Raw genomic sequence first — 16238 nt, 5'->3', positions numbered from 1 at the left:
GCCGTGCCCTCCGCCGGTGGGCAGCCAGGGGGGAGCCGAAGGGGGAACGACGCACAGCCATGGGTGAGGTCTTCGCCGGCCGGTACGAACTGGTCGACCCGATCGGGCGCGGGGGAGTCGGCGCGGTCTGGCGCACCTGGGACCACCGCCGCCGTCGCTATGTGGCCGCCAAGGTCCTGCAACAGCGTGACGCGCATGCTCTGCTGCGCTTCGTCCGCGAGCAGGCCGTGCGGATCGACCATCCCCATGTGCTCGCGCCCGCCAGCTGGGCCGCCGACGACGACAAGGTCCTGTTCACCATGGACCTGGTGGCCGGAGGCTCCCTGGTCAACCTCGTCAACGACTACGGGCCCCTTCCGCCCGCCTATGTCTGTGGCCTGCTCGACCAGCTGCTGTCCGGCCTCGCCGCCGTGCACGCCGAGGGCGTCATCCACCGCGACATCAAGCCCGCCAACGTGCTGCTGGAGGCCACCGGCACGGCCCGGCCCCGCCTGCGCCTGTCCGACTTCGGCATCGCCATGCGCCTGGGCGAGCCCCGGCTGACCGAGACCAACTATGTGGTGGGAACGCCGGGTTACTTCGCTCCCGAGCAGATGCTGGGCGCCGACCCGGACTTCCCGGCCGACCTCTTCGCGGTGGGCCTCGTCGCCCTGTACCTCCTGGAGGGCGCGAAACCCGACTCCAAGGCCCTCATCGAGCACTTCGCCGCCCACGGCACGCCGAAAGCCCCGCGAGGCATTCCCGAGCCGCTGTGGCAGGTCATCGCCACGCTGCTCCAGCCCGACCCCGATTCCCGCTTCCGCACCGCCACAGGCGCCCGCAAGGCCCTCGCAGCGGCCACAGAACTCCTGCCCGAGCCGGGGCCCGACGACGAGCTGGTGGAGGTCTTCGACCAACTCGGCCCGCTCCCCAAGGGGTTCGCCCCGGAAGGTCCCCTGCACAGGGCATCGGGGCTGGACAAGACGGGCACGAGCACCGGCGGCATGTCCTCGCCGACTTTCAGCTCGGGCACTGGCACTCCCTCCAACTCGCCCGGTCGGCAGCCCTCTTCCTCTCCACCGGCTCCAGCCGTTCCCTCGCCTCCCGACTCCTCCCCGTTCTCTCTGCCCGCCGCGTCACTGCCGCCCCCATCCGCCGCGTCACTGCCCTTCCCCCCCGCGCCGTCGTCCTCGTCGTCGATCGCAGGGCCGGCTGCCCAGGGGGTCTCACAGCCCGGCGCTGAGGCGACGCCACCGCCGCCGCACAATCCGCCGCCATACAGCCCGCCGCCCCAGGGCCCGCCGTCCCAGCCCGGCACAGGCATCGCGCTACCCGCAGCGCCGACAGACTCCGTGCCTCAGCCTCCGTACACGGGCTCCATATCGCCGCCGCCCATGCCCACCAACGCCCCGCCCCACACCGGCTCCACCGGCGCCGGCGCCGGGCAGTGGTCTCACGATTCCGGCTCCTCGCCTGCGGCTTCTTCGGCCTCTCCGGCGCACACCGGCCACGTATCGCCCGAGTCGCCCCCCGCCGCCGTACCCCCACGCCCCGAGCGCGACCCCGTACCCCCGCGGCCGTCCACGATGTCGGACACCGGCAGCTTCCATCTGCCGCCGCCCCAGGTGCTCGCCGCCCAGGCGCCGGCGCGTCAGTCGGAGCAGCAGCGCCTCCCTGGCCCCGGCCACCCAGAGGACCAACCCGAGCAGCAGGCCACTCCCCCCGCCGCGACGCCTGTCCAAACTGCCCCGGTGCAGCACCCCGAACCCGTACATGTGCCCTCCCCCCATGCGCACCCGGAGCCGGGCCTCTCTCAGACCCCGATCGCGGCGGTGCAGCAGCACGCTTTCGCCTCTACTGGTTCATACACCGCTCGGCCCCCGCAGGTTCCACGTCGATCGCGGGCGCTTCCCCGGCGCCGTCCGGGCCCGCCCGTCAAGGTGGTCGTTCCGGTCCTGCTGCTCGCACTGGCCTGCTTCGCGGTGGGGTTCTGGGCGCTGGGCCAACTCTGATCCTGACCACCGACGCACACCGACACTCACCGACGCCCCTAGGCCGAGTCTGCCTCCCCCGGCAGCGCTCCCCGACGGCGCTCCCCGACAGCACTCGCCCGCCGGTTCAGCCGCGATCGCCGAAACAACTGCCGTCCACCAGGGCCCGCCCGTCAGCGCCCGGCGCCACACCTCACCGTCCCCAGCACGACCGCTCGCCCTACCACCCCCGTGACGCCCCATGCCGCCCCCGCGGGGCGGCACCCGCCTTGGGCCGCTCGGCCTCCGCTGCGGCGGACGCACGCCTGCGCGCCACGAGGGTCCACACCACGAGTCCGAGCACCAGCAGGCTCCCCGTGCCGATGCCGCCGGCCGCGACGACCGTCATGGCGAGGCGCTGGTCACTGGCGCCGGAGGCGCTCCCGGACCCCTCGCCGCCACCGGAAGTCTCCGCGTCCTCACCACCGCCGCTGTCCCCAGCGCCGTCCAACGTGTCCCCCGTGGCCCCGCTCTCCGCGGCCTCCTGGTCCCCCTCGCTGACCTCGAAGACCCCACGCGGCTCAGAGGCGCCCAGATAGACCGGTCCGGCCCCTGCCTCGCCCTCCAGCCGCACCCGCAGGGTCAAACCGAGAGGCTCCTCGCCGTACCGCTCGGCGACCGACGTACCGACGTGCAGCACGAGGTAGTACCAGCCGGCGAACCGCATCCCGCTCACCTCGCCGTCGAGGGAGAAACGGTTCTCGTACGCGACAGGCGGGAGCGGGTCCAGGGCGGCGGACCGCTGTTCGCCCCCGTAGTTGGTCGTCGTGTCGTCCACGAAGCCACGTACGGGGTTGTAGAGCGACATGACGAACGCGTTCCCCACGTAGCCGTCGCCGGCGGTCGTACTGCCCAGCTCGGCGGTGGCGTGGAGCTGCTGTCCCCAGCCGACGGGCACCTTGTAGAAGAGCGTCTCCCCGGCCCTGATCCCGGCCTCGTCCTGCCAGACGCCCTGCGTCACGGGGCCCGCCGTGGCGAAGCCGCTCCCGCCGCGGCGACGCTCGGGGTCGCCGGACAGGACTTCGGGCGATGCGGAGTTCCAGCTCTCGGGCGCGCTCGTCGCACCCCCCTTCGTGACAGCCGGCTCCGACACGAACCCGAGTTCCAGCCCCCACTCCTCGGACGATCCCTCCGAGGGCGAACCCGACACCGATCCCGAAACCGAACCCGATGCCGATCCCGCGCTCGTCCCTGCCCCTGCCCCCGCCCCTGTCCCGCCTCCCGCAGCCGAGCCGACCCGCTCGACGACGACGTAGTACACCCCGGCCCCCTGGCACATGTACTCGTCGCTGCCGATCTCACGCGAGGCCCAGGCGGTGACAGGGTGCGCACTGCGGGTCGGGCCGAAGCGGGCGGTCTCGTACGAACAGCGATGGGCGTCCGCGTCCTGCAGGGACACCCTCACGCCGTCCGCGGAGCCGACCGCCGCTCCGGCCTCCGGCACGGCCGTGGCCGAGACGTACGCGTTGGCGGCGGCGCCGAGGTCGAGACGGTAGTAGAGCTTGGCGCCCGGGCCGATGGAGCTCTTGTACGTCCGGCCGGCCGCCAGCCGCACGGCACCCGTACTGCTCTTGGCGCCCTCGACCGTGCTCGCGCCCTCGGCGTAGGAGTACGGAGTGGGCGCGTCGGCCGCCGCGGCGGATCCGGCCGACGCCGTCGTCGCGCACAGGGCCGCTCCCACGGCTGCCGCAGCTCGCCACCAGACCGTGCGCCGCCCCATCACGCGCCACCCCTCGTCGTAGACCCGAAGTCGCTGCTCCGAAGTCGAGGCTCCGCAGTCGAAGCCCGGAAGAAGCCTGGGCAGTCGATGCCCGGAAACAAGCTCAGCGGACCCTGCCCCGTCCAGCGGTCGTGATCCTCAGCAGCGCCTCGGATGCCACGGCCCTGAACGCGCCCATCCTGCCGGTCCGTAGGCGCCGATGCCCGAGTTCCTGGGGAGGAGCGGCCGAAAACCGCCTCTACGCGGACCGCCGTTTCGCTGCCGCAAGCACGTCGTTCGCTGAAGCGAATCCAAGCTCGGCGAAATGCACACAAACGTCCGGGACGACAGGGGCGAGGTGCCCGAACGACACAAAACCCCGACCGCGAGCGCGGCCGGGGTCTGCTCTGAGACTGATGTCGATGTTCACGAACCCGTGGGCACGGAGTCAGTCGCCTCCGTCCACAGATCCTGCTCGGCGCGATCCGCCTGGATCTGGCGGTACACGAGGAGCCCGCCGATGGCGGCCAGTGCGACCAGGAGAAGCTTCTTCACCGCGCGACCTCGTCTTTCCTTGACGTAGGGGACCTCTGGCGCCCGACTATACACACCGACCGAGACCGATCGGTGACCTGCGTCGGCCCCTCAACTCCCGCCGGGAAGGCCTCAGTAGAACCGGATGCCACTGTTCCGATCGCAGGCTCATCACACAGGTCCCTCACATCTCGCACACCTCGACGGACCGGCGGACTCCGCCTCTTTTCCCGCCCACCTCGCCCCGTCCCCTTCCTGTGCTCTCCTGCGGCCCCCTGCGGGCCTCCTGGATCTTTCCGAGCCCTTGCACCCATCCGAGTGGTGTTCATCTGAACATCCACGCGCCATGGGCGTCGGTCCGCGATTTCGGAGCCCACATACACATCATGAGGAAAGTACGCAAATCGCCCAACCCGAAAGTGAGGGGCCATGGCCCAGAACAAGGTCATGAAGCTGTGGACCGCCATCGTCACCGCCGTTCTCGCACTCTGCACGGCGCTCGGTCTGATCACGACCACGGCCTCGGCCGCGGTACCGCAGGCCGAGACCACCCGCAACTGCGCGGCCACCACGACGACGCCGGCGATGGCCCTACCGGCCCGGTCCCATGACCGCGCCCTGCCCCCCACGATGAAGCAGCGCATCCGCGCCGAGGCCCACGGTTCCTCGCCCTCCTGCCGCCACCGCACGCCGCTGGACTCGGCGGCCCCTGACGCCGCCGCCCTGGAGCCCTCTCTCCCGCAGGCCGAAGGGCCCGTCCCACCCCTTCAGCGCTGATGTGGATCAGGCGGTAACCCGCACCATCACAGTGGCGATCTTGCGTACGACGCCCCGCGGAACAGCCTCGGAGAACAAAGAGAACCCCCGGCCGGAATGGGCCGGGGGTTTCGTCATTCGCACTCCTCGGCCACCGCCCTGAACGACATGAACGACAAAGACCCCCAACCGACATCGGTTGAGGGTCTTCATGCTGGTGGGGCTAACAGGATTTGAACCTGTGGCCTCATCCTTATCAGGTCGATCATCGGAGACCTGCGACATCGGCCAACCAGCTCTGCGCCTCGACTGACGGTCCGCTGAGGTTCGGCGCCGACCGCTGCTGTTCGCGCTTGTTGGTGTCAGCCGCTGATGTCAGCCGCCGGGGGCCGTCTTGACAAGAACGGGTTCGCTCCGGTCTGGAGTACCAGTTTGGAAGATCGCGCTGCGAGCAGCACCTGAATTGCCATGGTGCCGACCTGTGCTCTAGGGCGTGTAGCGGTGTTCACCTGCTGTTGCTCGCCTGTGGCCCGTTCAAATAGGGCACTCATGGCACATGCATCGCCGCTATCCAAGTTTGTGTAGCTGATGCCGCACAGGCGGCGTATACCTTGTGGGCCTCTGCGGGCTGTTGTCCACTTCGTGACCGACTGCTCCGATCATGGTGAGCAGTCGCCGAGCTTGCAGATGCGTAACGTGGAAGGACCGGTACTCCATGTTCCCGCTGTCGTCTTTTACCTGGACTTCTACGGCCGCAGGTGCGTTCTCAGCGTCGCGGGTACCGGTGTACCTCCAAGTAACCAGAGCCGCGAAGCCTGCTGCAGCGACACCGACAACGATCGAGATCACCGCGATCGCATCGTTCATATCTATCCCTTCGCTGCCGCCCACGCCGACAGGCTTCCCAAGGTGATGCACAGCCCAAAGCTCACAAGCACGAGGGCTACGGACAAGGTATCGGGCAGCTCCTCGGGTACCTTCGCAACCCGTAGATATGCGATGAAGGCAGGAAAAAAGGTGCCAAGTAAGCAACCCGTCATGATGAACTTGTAGGCCGTGGCGCTCGTCCTCAACGGGGTGACGATGAGGTCGTAGACGCCTGCAATGGCTAGGAGGACTCCAGTAAGAACCAGCTCCGGGCTACCGACGATGCGCGCCGGGCCCGGATGAGGAACCTTCCCTGCAGCCCAGGGTACGAGTACGACCGCCAAAGGCGGAAGCGCGACGACCACTGTCCAGAGGAACATCCGAAGTCTGCCCCGGAAGAGATCAAGGGGAGGATCTTCAGGTTCTCGCTCGGGAAGTGGGAGGGGTGGCTGCGGCTCCGCAACCTGTCTCGGCTCCCCGGCCTGGCGCGGCTCCATGGCCCGTCGTCGCTCCTCGTCCCGCCTCTGTCTCATATCCCGGGGCTGGCGCCCCGGCTGAAGAATGCGGAGAATCTTCACCTATCGGACGGTACCGTCCGATGTGAGCGGCTGCACCTCGTAGCGAAGGTCGGTGGAGCGACTTTGGCCGGGAGCTGCTTTGGGGGGAGTGATCATGGCCCCGTAAGCTTCCGGCGGGTCGGGCAGTCTCCTGAGCTGCCCGGTAAAGCACGACGTTGGGGCCATGATCTTCGAGGCTCCCCCCAAAGTGGCTGGCTAAAGTCGCGGAACCGACCGCCCCCGCCCCCACCGGCCCCACCACAGCTCAGCCTGTGGGGTCTGGCCGGCCTCAACCGTGGCGCACCTGCTTTTGATCACAAATCGTCTTGTCGGGTACGTGGCGGATCACGTGTACCTGCTGTGGGGTCATGCCGTGCCTGTGCTGGGGCCTGGTGATGTCGGGTCGTGGTGGGGTGTCAGGCCCGGTCCGGGGCATCGGTCCTTGGCGGGGTCGGAGCGTGAAACGAGGGGCACCCCGGGGCAACGTGAGTGGCGCGGGGCCGTGGCCGGGGCGGCGCGGGCCGAAGGCAAGAGCGAAGCCCCGAGCCACGAGCCCGCGCCGGCCCGCAGTGCGGGCCGGTGGGGTGTGCATCCTCGTAGCGGCGACCGGAAAGCCGGTGGGCCAGCGCGACCGGATGGCCGAAGGCCAAGAGCCTCCAAACCCCTTCGGGTCCCGCCCAACCGTGGGCCGCAAAGCTAGGGCTGAGGCGACAACCCCTGAGGCCGGTGAAGCGAGAGAGAGCCGATGTTCCCAGTGGTGGCGTGGTGGTGTTCTGTTCCATCCCAAGTGCGCCACGGTTGAGGCCGGCCAGACCCCACAGGCTGAGTCCCCCACCCTCCCTCCGCCCGGATGGGCGGAGGGCTTGATGAGGTAGAGAAACCTGTAACAGCTCGGCTAGACGACAGCGCTTCGATCGGCCAAGTCGCGCAGCGGACCAGGCACGCGGGGCTCTGAGAGCTGGATCAGGTCCCGGATGATTTCGCGTGCCAAGTAGTGATCGTGGATCTGCTCGGGTGTGAGGGCCTCGGCTTCCAGAAGCGCGGCTGTGGCTTCCCCGACGTGTCGCCGCTGCGCGTGCGCCCGCGCCACGTCAAGCAGGAAACGGGCCTGCCGCTCATTCGAGAGTGCCGATGCGTCCACCTGCTCAGCTACTTCCAGGGCAAGGCCTGCGTCCCCCAGTTCGACCGCCGTGCTCACAGCGTGGATCTCGACGTTGGTCGGCCCAAACTCCGTGTCGAAGTCGTTTCGGTCCCCACCCAACCGCGCTGCGATCTCTCGTGCTCGCTCGATGTGGTGGCGTGTTGGACCCCGGTGCCCCTCCCTCGCATTGATCACGGCAAGAACCAGATTCATGGCGCCGAGGAGAGACAGTTCCTCTGGTGGGCACGTCGCCGCCTCCGCCCTGGGAGCCATGACGGCTACCGCCGACTTCGCGGCCTGCTCGGCCTGCTCCATGTGCTGCTGCCGCATGAAGGCATGCGCCATGCGAAACAGGCTGGAGACAACCTCCAAGGGCTGACCTGCTAGCTCGGCTGCCTGTAGCGCCCGATCGGCTGCGATCCATGCCGCGTCCGCCTGGTCTTGCCGGGTGAAACTCGCTGCGGCTACCTGGTACGCCTTGGCGCGCAAGGCATGCAGTTCGGTGCGGTCTCCCGCCGGCGCGTGGCGCACTGCGGCCTCGATGCTCGGTAGGAGTTCAGCGAGGTGATCGCTCAGCGTTGCGTAGCTCGATGCGTGCGCAAGTGCCCATGCCTCCTCCACCTGTCGGCGGAAGTCAGCGAGTGATGGCTCGGGCTTGGTCGGAGCCTGCTGAAACAAGCTGGCCAGTGCAGGGTGGCCGGTCAGTGCTACACGTAGTCCGTCGAGATCATTGCTCTTCGGCAGGTCCTCAGGCGGGGCCTCTTCGGCGGGTGCAGCGTCGGCCCTCACCTCTCGCACGGACACGTTGAGCGCATCGGCGAGGCCCTGGAGGATCGACAGCCTTTCGACGGGCTGTACGCCTCTCTCGACCTGGGACACCCAGCTCTCGGAGCGTCCCATGGCGGCGGCGAGGTCGCTTTGGGACATGCCTGCGGCTCGACGCAGCTCCTTCACTCGTTGGCCGACAGTGACGGTGTCTGAGCCACTCACTTGTCGGCTCCGGTCGGGTACTTGCCGGCGTACGGCTGGAGCCGGTCAACCTCGGTCTTTTCGACGTACTTGTCCCGCTCGCTGAGGAAGTGGCGCGTGTGGGGCTGGCGCTCGTGCTCCTCGAAAGCTGCGTGATCGGCGTACAGCTCGTAGAAGGTCCGCTCGTTGGGCGCGCCCTCGACTTCGTGGCACGAGTAGATCAGCGTGCCGGGCTCGTGTGCCCGAATGCCTGCGGTGGTCGCTTCCACCAGCGCGTCAAACGCCTCGCCTGCACCGTCGCGCAACGTAAAGCGAACAAAAAGCCCAAAGTTGCTCATATCTCCACCTTCCTTGTCACGTCTAGTCTCGCAGACTCGGAGTTCTCCTACTAGTCGCAGCTTTTCTGTTGACTCGCAGTTTTTCTGCGAGTAGCTTCGGTGGTGTCGGAACACAAGCGGCCCCGAACTGCGTGCCATCCGCCAAGATCACAACGCAGCCCGGGGCCTGTCCCTCAAAGGGAGACTCCATAATGCCGTCCTTCAAAATCGACCTCTCGACCGCCGTGGTGTTCGTGGCGACCGCGCCCGAACCGAAGATGGTCAACAAGAAGACCGGGGAACGGGCCGTGGACCGCGAGACCAACGCGGGTCTGTCGACCGTGGGCCTGCTGGTCTCGGACGAGGGTGAGGGCAACCTCTACCAGGTGACCGTGCCGGAGACCGGTCTCCCCGAGGGCCTGGCGCCGGGCATGCCCGTGCGGGTGATCGGCCTCAAGGCGCGTGACTGGGAGAACGAGTTCAACGGCCAGAAGCGGCACGGGATCTCGTTCCGCGCGGTCGCGGTCACCTCGGCGGCCTGATCATGGCCGACCTGTCCCCCTGGGTGGAACTCGGGACCGTGGCCGCTGGTGCCGGCGGGCTCGGCTACGCGAAGGCACGCGCTCCCCGTGCGTACTGGTCGCTGGTCGGTCTGCCGGTCACCTGGGGCCGGTTCACCTGGACCTACAGCTCGACCATGGAGGTGTGCGGGCTGACGGTGCAGCCGTCTCGCTTCCGCGCCTTCGTGGCCCGCAACCTGGCCCGCCAGGAGGTTCGGCCGGTGCCGCCGAAGGTCCGCCGGGTTGCCCCGACCTCGACCGGTCTGCGGGTGACGCTCCGTCTCCCCGCCGGCTTGGAGCCCGCTGACATCGCCGCGTCGACCGAGCGCCTGCGTCACGCCTGGGGTGTCCGTTCGGTGTCGGTGGCGGAGATCAAGCCGGGCTATGTCGAGCTGCGGATGACCGGTTACGACGTGCTCAACAGGGTCCGTCTGCCGCGCAAGGCCCGGTCCCGTGATCTGGTTGTCCCGGTCGCGCTGCGGGAGGACGGAACGGTCTTCGAGCGTGACTACCGCGCGGTTCCGATGGCGCTGACGCTCGGGGCCACGCTGTCGGGGAAGTCGGTCTATCAGCGCAGTCTGATCAAGGGGCTCGCGCAGTTGCCGGTGGGGTTGATCGGGATCGACTGCAAGCGCGGTGTGGAGCAGAGCCGCTACGCGCCCCGGCTGTCGGCGCTGGTCACCACCCCGGAAGATGCCGCACGGCTGATAGACGCGCTGGTCGTCGAGATGGAAGAGCGCTTCGACCTCCTCGCCCTGCACGGGGTGTCGGATCTGTGGGAGCTGCCCGAGCGTCTTCGGCCGGTGCCGCTGGTGGTGCTGATCGACGAGATCGCGGAACTGTTCCTGGTGATCTCCAAGAAGGATGAGCCAGCCCGCGACCGCACGGTCATGCAACTGGTGCGGCTGGGTCAGATGGCCCGTGCGATCGGGATCTTCCTGGAGGTGTGCGGGCAGCGGTTCGGCTCCGACCTCGGTCGTGGTGCAACCGCTCTGCGGGCCCAGCTCACCGGGCGTGTGGTGCACCGTGTCAACGACAAGGCCAGTGCCGAGATGGGGCTGTCGGACATCTCCCCGGACGCGGTCGTGGCGGCCACCGGCATCGCTGCCAACCGTCCCGGTACGGCGGTGGCCGGCGACACCTCCGGCGGCTGGTCCCGCATCCGCACCCCCGAGATCACCCCGGCCGAAGCGGCTGCCGTCTGCCGCCAGTTCGCCCACCTCACCCCCGATCTGCCGTTCCTGGCGCCGTTCAAGCCGGTCGCCCGGATGACCCCGCCGCCGCTAGTCGTGCCGCCGATGCCGACCGTGCCGCCGCTGGTACAGCCGCAGCTCAGCGCCGAGTAACACCCCCTGCTCCACGGTCGGCGTGACCGCTCCCGCGCCATGTCCCTACCCGCGCCATGCCGAAAACCGAACGGAGATCGCTCATGGCCCGCAAACCCGCGAAACCGCAGACCAAGCCCTGTTCGCCGTGCGGCGGTACCGGTGAGGTCTCCCGCACGGTCCGCGTCGGACGCAAGCAGCGGGCGGTCGGTCAGCAGACCGGCTTGTGCCTGAACTGCCTGGGTGCCGGCGAGATCCCCGCCGACGACTGAACCCCTGCCCGGGGCCGGGCGGCCGGACACCTGCTCCCCGCCCTGCCCCGGCCCGACATCCCGCGAAGGAGGTGAAGACTGTGACCCGCTCGATCCGCCCGGACGCCGTACTCGTACAGGCCGTGATCGCCGGGGCGTTGTCCTTCGCCCACCTGCACGACCTCGCCGAAGCGGCCGGACAGTCCGGCTGGAAGGCATGGGCCTACCCGATCAGCGTTGACCTGCTCCTCGTCGCCGCGTGGCGCCGGCTGCGCACCGCCCGCCGCGACCGCGCCGCCTGGACCTGGTTCGTGATCGCCCTGGCCGCCTCCCTCGGGGCCAACGTCGCCACCGCCGGACTCCTCGACCTGAACGCGGTCCCGGCCTGGCTGCGCATCCTCGTGGCTGGCTGGCCCGCGCTGGCCTTCCTCGGCGGCACGCTCCTCGTCCACGCCCCCACCGTCGACCACGTGCCCTCCGCCCCGGCGGCGGCCGGTGAGGAGCCGGCTCCGGTCGAGGTCGAGACGGTCCGCGACGAACCGCCCGCCCCGGCCCCGGTCCCGGCGCCTGAGCCGGCGTCCGTGCCGGAACTGCCCGCCGCTCAACCGGTCCCCGCCGTGAACGCCCCGGTCGTGCCTCCGGCGCTGGTCGACCACGCCCGCAAGGTCGCCACCGACCACCGCGCCCGCACCGGTACCGACATCGACACCGCCACCCTGCGCGCCCGCCTCGGCATCCCGGACGACCTCGCCGGCGCAATCGCCGCCCAACTCGCCTGACAGACAAGGAGGTTCACCCATGTCCCGCCGCCCGAACACCTTCTACGACGTGATCCGCATCGGTCCCGTCAAGGTCGGCTCCTTCTACAACGGGCGCGGCCAGACCAAGCACACGGCCGCGTGCACCGCCCCGAAGTGCGGTTTCTCGTCCGAATACGGCGACCGGTCGGCGGCCGAACTCGCCGCCCGCACCCACCGCTGCACGGCCTGAGAGGGGGTACCCCGATGCGACTGCCCGACGAACAGCGCCGCGCCGGACACATCCCCGCCCACGTCTACCAGCAGATCCCGCCCGGCACCGACGTGCGCAAGGTCGTGATCGTGCAGGAAGCCCCGCGCTCCTACAAGGGTCCGATCGTGCTGACCCTCGTCATCACCGCCGGCTCCGTGGTCGTGCTGCTGGTCATCGCGTACGTCACCCAGGTCATCGCCGCGTCGCTCGTCTCGGTCCTGTCGGCGACCTGCGGCATCACCTACACGCTCAGCCGCACCGCCAAGCGCAAGGGATCGTCTCGCGCGCTCGGCAAGTAACACCCTCCGGGGCGGCCTCAACCGCCAAGTTTCCGCCGCCCCGGACGGCTCCACCACTTCCCGATCTCCCGATCCGAAAGGGCTACCTTCATCATGCCTTCCCGCGTCCCGAACCGTCCGGTCTGCCGCAACTGCGACGGCTTCCCCGTCGTCTCGATCACCACCGGCGCCCGCCACTCCGACGACTCCCGCGTCCTGCTCAGCGTCGTCTGCAACGTCTGCCGGGGCACCGGCCACAACCTCCCCGCGTCCGCCTCCGCGAAGACCCGGCGGTGACCGGGATGTTCCGCAAACTCCCCGCCGACCTCACGCCCACCGAGGACAGCCCCGGCCTGCGCGTCAAGGCCAGCACCAAGTACAGCCGCTCCCAGGGCGACTACGTGTGCGGCGGCTGCGGCACCGAGGACCACGCCAACGGCGACAACGACGTCAAGGCCCTCGTCCAGGACTACACCGACAACCACGGCCCCGCCCACCGCAAGGGGGGCAAGTGATGACCGCCTCGCTTCGGGTCCTGGACCTGTTCTGCTGCCAGGGCGGCGCCGCCAAGGGGTACGAGGACGCCGGCCTTGACGTCACTGGCGTCGACCTCGTCCCGCAGCCCCGCTACCCGTACCGGTTCGTCCAGGCGGACGCGCTCGACTACGTCCGCGAGCACGGAGCCGGGTTCGACTTCATTCACGCCTCCCCGCCTTGCCAGTTCGACAGCGACTGCCAGCGTCTCCAGGGCAACGCCCACCCCGACCTGATCGCGCCGACCCGCGCCGCCCTCGAAGCGACCGGACGGCCCTTCGTCATCGAGAACGTGCGCGGCGCGCTGCCCAAGCTCCGCACGCCCGTGCTGCTGTGCGGGCCCATGTTCGGCCTGGACACCTACCGGCACCGCTACTTCGAAACCGGCGGCGGCTTCTCCCTCGTCCAGCCCCGCCACCCCCGGCACACGGCCCCGCAGGCCAAGATGGGCCGCCCCGTCCCGCCCGGCCACTTCGGCCAGTTCATCGGCAACTTCTCCGGCGTCGACCACGCCCGCCGCGTGATGGGCGTGCCGTGGATGAACCGCGACGGCATCCGCGAGTGCATCCCGCCCGCCTACACCGAGCTGATCGGCCGTGCCTTCCTCGCCTCCCGGCTGGGGGTGGCTGCGTGACCGACACCGCCACCCTGGCGGGTCTCGACCCGGCCACCCTCGCCGACGTGCTGAGGGTGGCCGGCTCGGCCGACTTCGACCGCTGGAATGAGCAGATCCGCCGTACCGGCGGCTGCTCCGACCCCATCCGGCTGATGGGCGGCACGAAGACGATAGACCCGAGCACGCGCACGATTCTGCACGCCTACTCCACCGACACCGAGCCGGGCGGCATGCTCCGCATCGCCTGCGGCAACCGCCGTGCCTCACGCTGCCCGGCCTGCGCCTGGACCTACGCCGGCGACACCTACCACCTCATCCGCGCCGGCCTGACCGGCGACCCCGTCAAAGGCACCCCCGAGACCGTGCGCGAACACCCCCGCGTCTTCGCCACCCTCACAGCCCCCTCCTTCGGCCCCGTCCACAACCGCCCCGGCAACCAGCCCTGCCGCTGCGGCACCCGGCACCCCGAAGACGCGCCCGAACTCGGCACCGCCCTCGACGCGGCCTCGTACGACTACGCGGGCGCGGTGCTGTGGAACAACCACGCCTCCGACCTGTGGCGCTACTTCACGATTTACCTCCGCCGCGAGATCGCCAAGCGAGCCGGCCTCACGCAGAAAGCCGCCCGCGAACAGTCCCGGCTGTCCTTCGGCAAGGTCGCTGAGTACCAGAAGCGCGGGGCCGTGCACTTCCATGCGGTGATCCGCTTCGACGGACCGGACGGGCCCGACTCCCCGCCCCCGGCCTGGGCCAGCGTCGACCTGCTCACCGACGCAATCCACGCTGCCGCCGCCCGCGTCGCTGTCGACGTGCCCCCGGCCCGCCACCAGCCGAACGCCGACCAGCCAGCGCGCATCGAGCCGGCCCGCACGCTGCGATGGGGCACCCAGCTCGATGTACAGCCGATCGGCGCCTTCGGCCACGGCGAAGAGATCACAGAACAGGCCGTGGCCTCGTACGTCGCGAAGTACGCCACGAAGGCGGCCGAGACCACCGGCACCGTGGACCGCCGGATCGGCAACAAGGAAGCCCTCGTCCTCCTCGGCGTGCCCGACCACCCCCGCCGACTGATCGAAGCGTGCCTAGACCTGCACGCCCTCTACCCGGATCGCAAGCTCCGGGACTGGGCTCACATGCTCGGCTTCCGGGGCCACTTCTCCACCAAGTCCCGCCGCTACTCCACCACCCTCGGCGCTCTCCGCCAGGTCCGGGCCGACTACCGCGCTGCCCAGCACCGCGCGGCCCTCGGTCTGCCCGACCCCGACGACACCCCGGAAGCAACCACACTCACGCTCGCCCACTGGACCTACGCCGGCCACGGCTATACCCCCGGCGAATCCTGGCTCGCGGCCACCATCCGCCGGGACATCCAACTCAACCGCGAAACCGCCCGCGAAGAACGGCACAACCAACTCGACCTTGAAGGAGCCGACGCATGACCACCGCCATCCCGGATCTGCTGACCGTGCCGGAGGTCATGGTGAAGCTCAGGATGGGCCGGACCAAGGTCTACGACCTGATCCGCACGCGCCGTCTCGTCTCCATCAAGGTCGACGGCTGCCGCCGCATACCCGCCGATGCTGTACGGACCTTCATCGTCGATCGGATGAGGGAGGCCGGCTGATGGCCAAGCGTCGACCCAACGGCGGCGGAACGATCGCCAAGCGCAAGGACGGCCGTTACCAGGGTGCCGCCTACGTCACCGACACCGACGGCAACCGGGTCCGGAAGTACGTCTATGGCTCCACCTGGGACGAAGCCAACGAAAAGCTCGGCAAGCTCCAAGACCAGGAACGCAACGGCATCCCGATGCCGTCCCGGTCCTGGAGTCTCGGGGAGTGGCTGGCTTACTGGCTTGAGCACATCGTGAAGCCGGATCGCGAGCACAACACCTACGTCAAGTACGAGTCGAAGGTGCGGCTCTACCTCGTGCCTCACCTCGGCAAGAAGCCCATGGTGAAGCTCTCGCCAGCACAGATCCGCACGTGCATGGCCGCGTTGACGCGCGAGAAGGTTCCCGCGGCTACCCGCTTCGAGGTGCTGCGCACGCTCCGGAACGCGCTCAACCGCGCCATGCGTGAGGAGCTGCTGACGCGCAACGTCGCGCTCCTGGTCGACATGCCCAAGGTCAGCAAGGACAAGGGAAGGGCCTGGAGCGCGCGTGAGGCAATCAGCTTCCTGCGGACTGCCCGCGCTCACCGCTTCTACGCGGCCTGCGTTCTGATCCTCGTCCTCGGGCTACGTCGGAGCGAGGTGCTGGGCCTTCGCTGGCAAGACATCGACTTCGAGAACCGGCAGTTCACCCCGACCAAGCAGGTGCAGCGGGAGAAGGGCGTGGGACTGATCCTCAAGGACCTCAAGACCGATTCCTCGACGGCCGTGCTGCCGCTTCCGGAGTTCTGCGCCCGCGCCCTGGAAGAGCGTCGGGTACTGCAAGATCTGGAACGGCAGATCGTTGGGGACTCCTGGGGGCAAGAGCCGGATCATGACGTGATCTTCTCCTCGGAGCGCGGCGGGCTGACCGATCCGGTGGGCTTCTCCCGAGCCTTCAACGCCCTCGTGAAGCGGGCCGGTGTGCGTCGGATCACAGTTCGGCTCGCTCGGCACACCTGCGGGACCCTGCTCGCCTTCCTGAAGGTGCACCCCAAGGTGGCTCAGACGATCCTCCGGCACAGCCAGATCAGCATGACCATGGACGTCTACACACACGTAGTCGGCTCCGACCAACGCGAAGCAACCGAGATGCTCGCCGAGCTACTGGAAGATCAAATCATCGGCTGATGTCAGCCGTAGATGTCAAAACACCACCTACTC

Annotated in this window: 19 protein-coding genes; 14 read left to right on the top strand and 5 right to left on the bottom strand. The window is 69.1% G+C overall.

Features of this window, described 5'->3' with window-relative positions; all coding sequences use genetic code 11:
• Positions 1–59: 59 nt before the first annotated feature.
• A complete protein-coding gene (locus tag ABT147_RS14725) occupies positions 60–1991 on the top strand; it encodes a serine/threonine-protein kinase (RefSeq protein WP_351405712.1) in 1932 nt (643 codons plus the stop codon).
• A gap of 199 nt (positions 1992–2190) precedes the next feature.
• Here the strand turns inward: ABT147_RS14725 and ABT147_RS14720 are convergent, their stop codons facing one another.
• Together ABT147_RS14720 and ABT147_RS14715 are read right to left on the bottom strand one after the other, a co-directional pair.
• Positions 2191–3729 carry a hypothetical protein gene (locus ABT147_RS14720; RefSeq protein WP_351405710.1) on the bottom strand — a complete coding sequence of 513 codons (1539 nt, stop codon included), beginning with the start codon at positions 3727–3729 and terminating at the stop codon, positions 2191–2193.
• A gap of 405 nt (positions 3730–4134) precedes the next feature.
• Positions 4135–4263, bottom strand: a complete 129-nt coding sequence (locus ABT147_RS14715; RefSeq protein ID WP_003999697.1) for a DLW-39 family protein — start codon at positions 4261–4263, stop codon at positions 4135–4137.
• Positions 4264–4671: 408 nt separating this feature from the next.
• Here ABT147_RS14715 and ABT147_RS14710 point away from each other — a divergent pair, with 408 nt between their 5' ends.
• Positions 4672–5019 carry a DUF6344 domain-containing protein gene (locus ABT147_RS14710; RefSeq protein ID WP_351405708.1) on the top strand — a complete coding sequence of 116 codons (348 nt, stop codon included), beginning with the start codon at positions 4672–4674 and terminating at the stop codon, positions 5017–5019.
• Between the two features lie 848 nt (positions 5020–5867).
• On the opposite strand, the gene ABT147_RS14705 is transcribed toward ABT147_RS14710, so the two are convergent.
• The 3 genes from ABT147_RS14705 to ABT147_RS14695 form a co-directional block, all read right to left on the bottom strand.
• Positions 5868–6443 carry a hypothetical protein gene (locus ABT147_RS14705; protein ID WP_351405707.1) on the bottom strand — a complete coding sequence of 192 codons (576 nt, stop codon included), beginning with the start codon at positions 6441–6443 and terminating at the stop codon, positions 5868–5870.
• Positions 6444–7317: 874 nt separating this feature from the next.
• Positions 7318–8517: a helix-turn-helix domain-containing protein gene (locus ABT147_RS14700; RefSeq protein ID WP_351405706.1), complete on the bottom strand. Its 1200-nt coding sequence runs from the start codon at positions 8515–8517 to the stop codon at positions 7318–7320.
• A gap of 32 nt (positions 8518–8549) precedes the next feature.
• On the bottom strand, positions 8550–8870 hold the full coding sequence (locus ABT147_RS14695) for a putative quinol monooxygenase (RefSeq protein WP_351405704.1): 321 nt from the start codon (positions 8868–8870) through the stop codon (positions 8550–8552).
• Between the two features lie 191 nt (positions 8871–9061).
• Between ABT147_RS14695 and ABT147_RS14690 the strand changes: the two genes are divergently transcribed.
• From ABT147_RS14690 to ABT147_RS14635, 12 genes are all read left to right on the top strand, one after another.
• Positions 9062–9391 (top strand): SCO3933 family regulatory protein, encoded by a 330-nt coding sequence (locus ABT147_RS14690; protein WP_351405702.1) that lies wholly within the window; start codon positions 9062–9064, stop codon positions 9389–9391.
• Between the two features lie 2 nt (positions 9392–9393).
• Positions 9394–10755, top strand: coding sequence for an FtsK/SpoIIIE domain-containing protein (locus ABT147_RS14685; RefSeq protein WP_351405700.1), 1362 nt, complete (start codon positions 9394–9396; stop codon positions 10753–10755).
• A gap of 83 nt (positions 10756–10838) precedes the next feature.
• Positions 10839–11006 carry a hypothetical protein gene (locus ABT147_RS14680; protein ID WP_351405698.1) on the top strand — a complete coding sequence of 56 codons (168 nt, stop codon included), beginning with the start codon at positions 10839–10841 and terminating at the stop codon, positions 11004–11006.
• Positions 11007–11086: 80 nt separating this feature from the next.
• Positions 11087–11764 carry a DUF2637 domain-containing protein gene (locus tag ABT147_RS14675; protein WP_351405697.1) on the top strand — a complete coding sequence of 226 codons (678 nt, stop codon included), beginning with the start codon at positions 11087–11089 and terminating at the stop codon, positions 11762–11764.
• Between the two features lie 19 nt (positions 11765–11783).
• Positions 11784–11975 (top strand): mobile element transfer protein, encoded by a 192-nt coding sequence (locus tag ABT147_RS14670; protein WP_055519984.1) that lies wholly within the window; start codon positions 11784–11786, stop codon positions 11973–11975.
• A gap of 14 nt (positions 11976–11989) precedes the next feature.
• A complete protein-coding gene (locus tag ABT147_RS14665) occupies positions 11990–12295 on the top strand; it encodes a hypothetical protein (protein WP_351405695.1) in 306 nt (101 codons plus the stop codon).
• Positions 12296–12388: 93 nt separating this feature from the next.
• A complete protein-coding gene (locus tag ABT147_RS14660) occupies positions 12389–12571 on the top strand; it encodes a hypothetical protein (protein ID WP_351405693.1) in 183 nt (60 codons plus the stop codon).
• Between the two features lie 5 nt (positions 12572–12576).
• Positions 12577–12789 carry a hypothetical protein gene (locus ABT147_RS14655; protein WP_351406011.1) on the top strand — a complete coding sequence of 71 codons (213 nt, stop codon included), beginning with the start codon at positions 12577–12579 and terminating at the stop codon, positions 12787–12789.
• Entirely contained in the window at positions 12789–13442 is a 654-nt protein-coding gene (locus ABT147_RS14650) for a DNA cytosine methyltransferase (RefSeq protein WP_351405691.1), read from the top strand. The genes ABT147_RS14655 and ABT147_RS14650 overlap by 1 nt, the downstream gene beginning before the upstream one ends.
• The gene (gene repSA, locus ABT147_RS14645; RefSeq protein ID WP_351405689.1) at positions 13439–14863 is read left to right on the top strand and encodes a replication initiator protein RepSA; all 1425 of its coding nucleotides are present in this window, start codon (positions 13439–13441) and stop codon (positions 14861–14863) included. Before ABT147_RS14650 ends, repSA begins: the two co-directional genes overlap by 4 nt.
• Positions 14860–15048 carry a helix-turn-helix domain-containing protein gene (locus ABT147_RS14640; RefSeq protein ID WP_351405687.1) on the top strand — a complete coding sequence of 63 codons (189 nt, stop codon included), beginning with the start codon at positions 14860–14862 and terminating at the stop codon, positions 15046–15048. The genes repSA and ABT147_RS14640 overlap by 4 nt, the downstream gene beginning before the upstream one ends.
• Entirely contained in the window at positions 15048–16205 is a 1158-nt protein-coding gene (locus tag ABT147_RS14635; RefSeq protein ID WP_351405685.1) for a tyrosine-type recombinase/integrase, read from the top strand. Before ABT147_RS14640 ends, ABT147_RS14635 begins: the two co-directional genes overlap by 1 nt.
• Positions 16206–16238 lie beyond the last annotated feature (33 nt).

The organism is Streptomyces sp. NPDC001868, from assembly GCF_040297125.1.
Taxonomy (GTDB): Bacteria; Actinomycetota; Actinomycetes; order Streptomycetales; family Streptomycetaceae; genus Streptomyces.
Note: the sequence above shows the minus strand (reverse complement) of the source record. Positions and strands in the feature narration are given on the sequence as shown.

Excerpts from the sequence above, each read along its gene's own strand:
- ABT147_RS14725 (WP_351405712.1), top strand. The coding sequence starts at position 60 with ATGGGTGAGGTCTTCGCCGGCCGGTACGAACTGGTCGACCCGATCGGG.
- ABT147_RS14720 (WP_351405710.1), bottom strand. The coding sequence starts at position 3,729 with ATGGGGCGGCGCACGGTCTGGTGGCGAGCTGCGGCAGCCGTGGGAGCG.
- ABT147_RS14710 (WP_351405708.1), top strand. The coding sequence starts at position 4,672 with ATGGCCCAGAACAAGGTCATGAAGCTGTGGACCGCCATCGTCACCGCC.
- ABT147_RS14695 (WP_351405704.1), bottom strand. The coding sequence starts at position 8,870 with ATGAGCAACTTTGGGCTTTTTGTTCGCTTTACGTTGCGCGACGGTGCA.
- ABT147_RS14690 (WP_351405702.1), top strand. The coding sequence starts at position 9,062 with ATGCCGTCCTTCAAAATCGACCTCTCGACCGCCGTGGTGTTCGTGGCG.
- ABT147_RS14685 (WP_351405700.1), top strand. The coding sequence starts at position 9,394 with ATGGCCGACCTGTCCCCCTGGGTGGAACTCGGGACCGTGGCCGCTGGT.
- ABT147_RS14680 (WP_351405698.1), top strand. The coding sequence starts at position 10,839 with ATGGCCCGCAAACCCGCGAAACCGCAGACCAAGCCCTGTTCGCCGTGC.
- ABT147_RS14670 (WP_055519984.1), top strand. The coding sequence starts at position 11,784 with ATGTCCCGCCGCCCGAACACCTTCTACGACGTGATCCGCATCGGTCCC.
- ABT147_RS14665 (WP_351405695.1), top strand. The coding sequence starts at position 11,990 with ATGCGACTGCCCGACGAACAGCGCCGCGCCGGACACATCCCCGCCCAC.
- ABT147_RS14660 (WP_351405693.1), top strand. The coding sequence starts at position 12,389 with ATGCCTTCCCGCGTCCCGAACCGTCCGGTCTGCCGCAACTGCGACGGC.
- ABT147_RS14655 (WP_351406011.1), top strand. The coding sequence starts at position 12,577 with ATGTTCCGCAAACTCCCCGCCGACCTCACGCCCACCGAGGACAGCCCC.
- ABT147_RS14650 (WP_351405691.1), top strand. The coding sequence starts at position 12,789 with ATGACCGCCTCGCTTCGGGTCCTGGACCTGTTCTGCTGCCAGGGCGGC.
- ABT147_RS14640 (WP_351405687.1), top strand. The coding sequence starts at position 14,860 with ATGACCACCGCCATCCCGGATCTGCTGACCGTGCCGGAGGTCATGGTG.
- ABT147_RS14635 (WP_351405685.1), top strand. The coding sequence starts at position 15,048 with ATGGCCAAGCGTCGACCCAACGGCGGCGGAACGATCGCCAAGCGCAAG.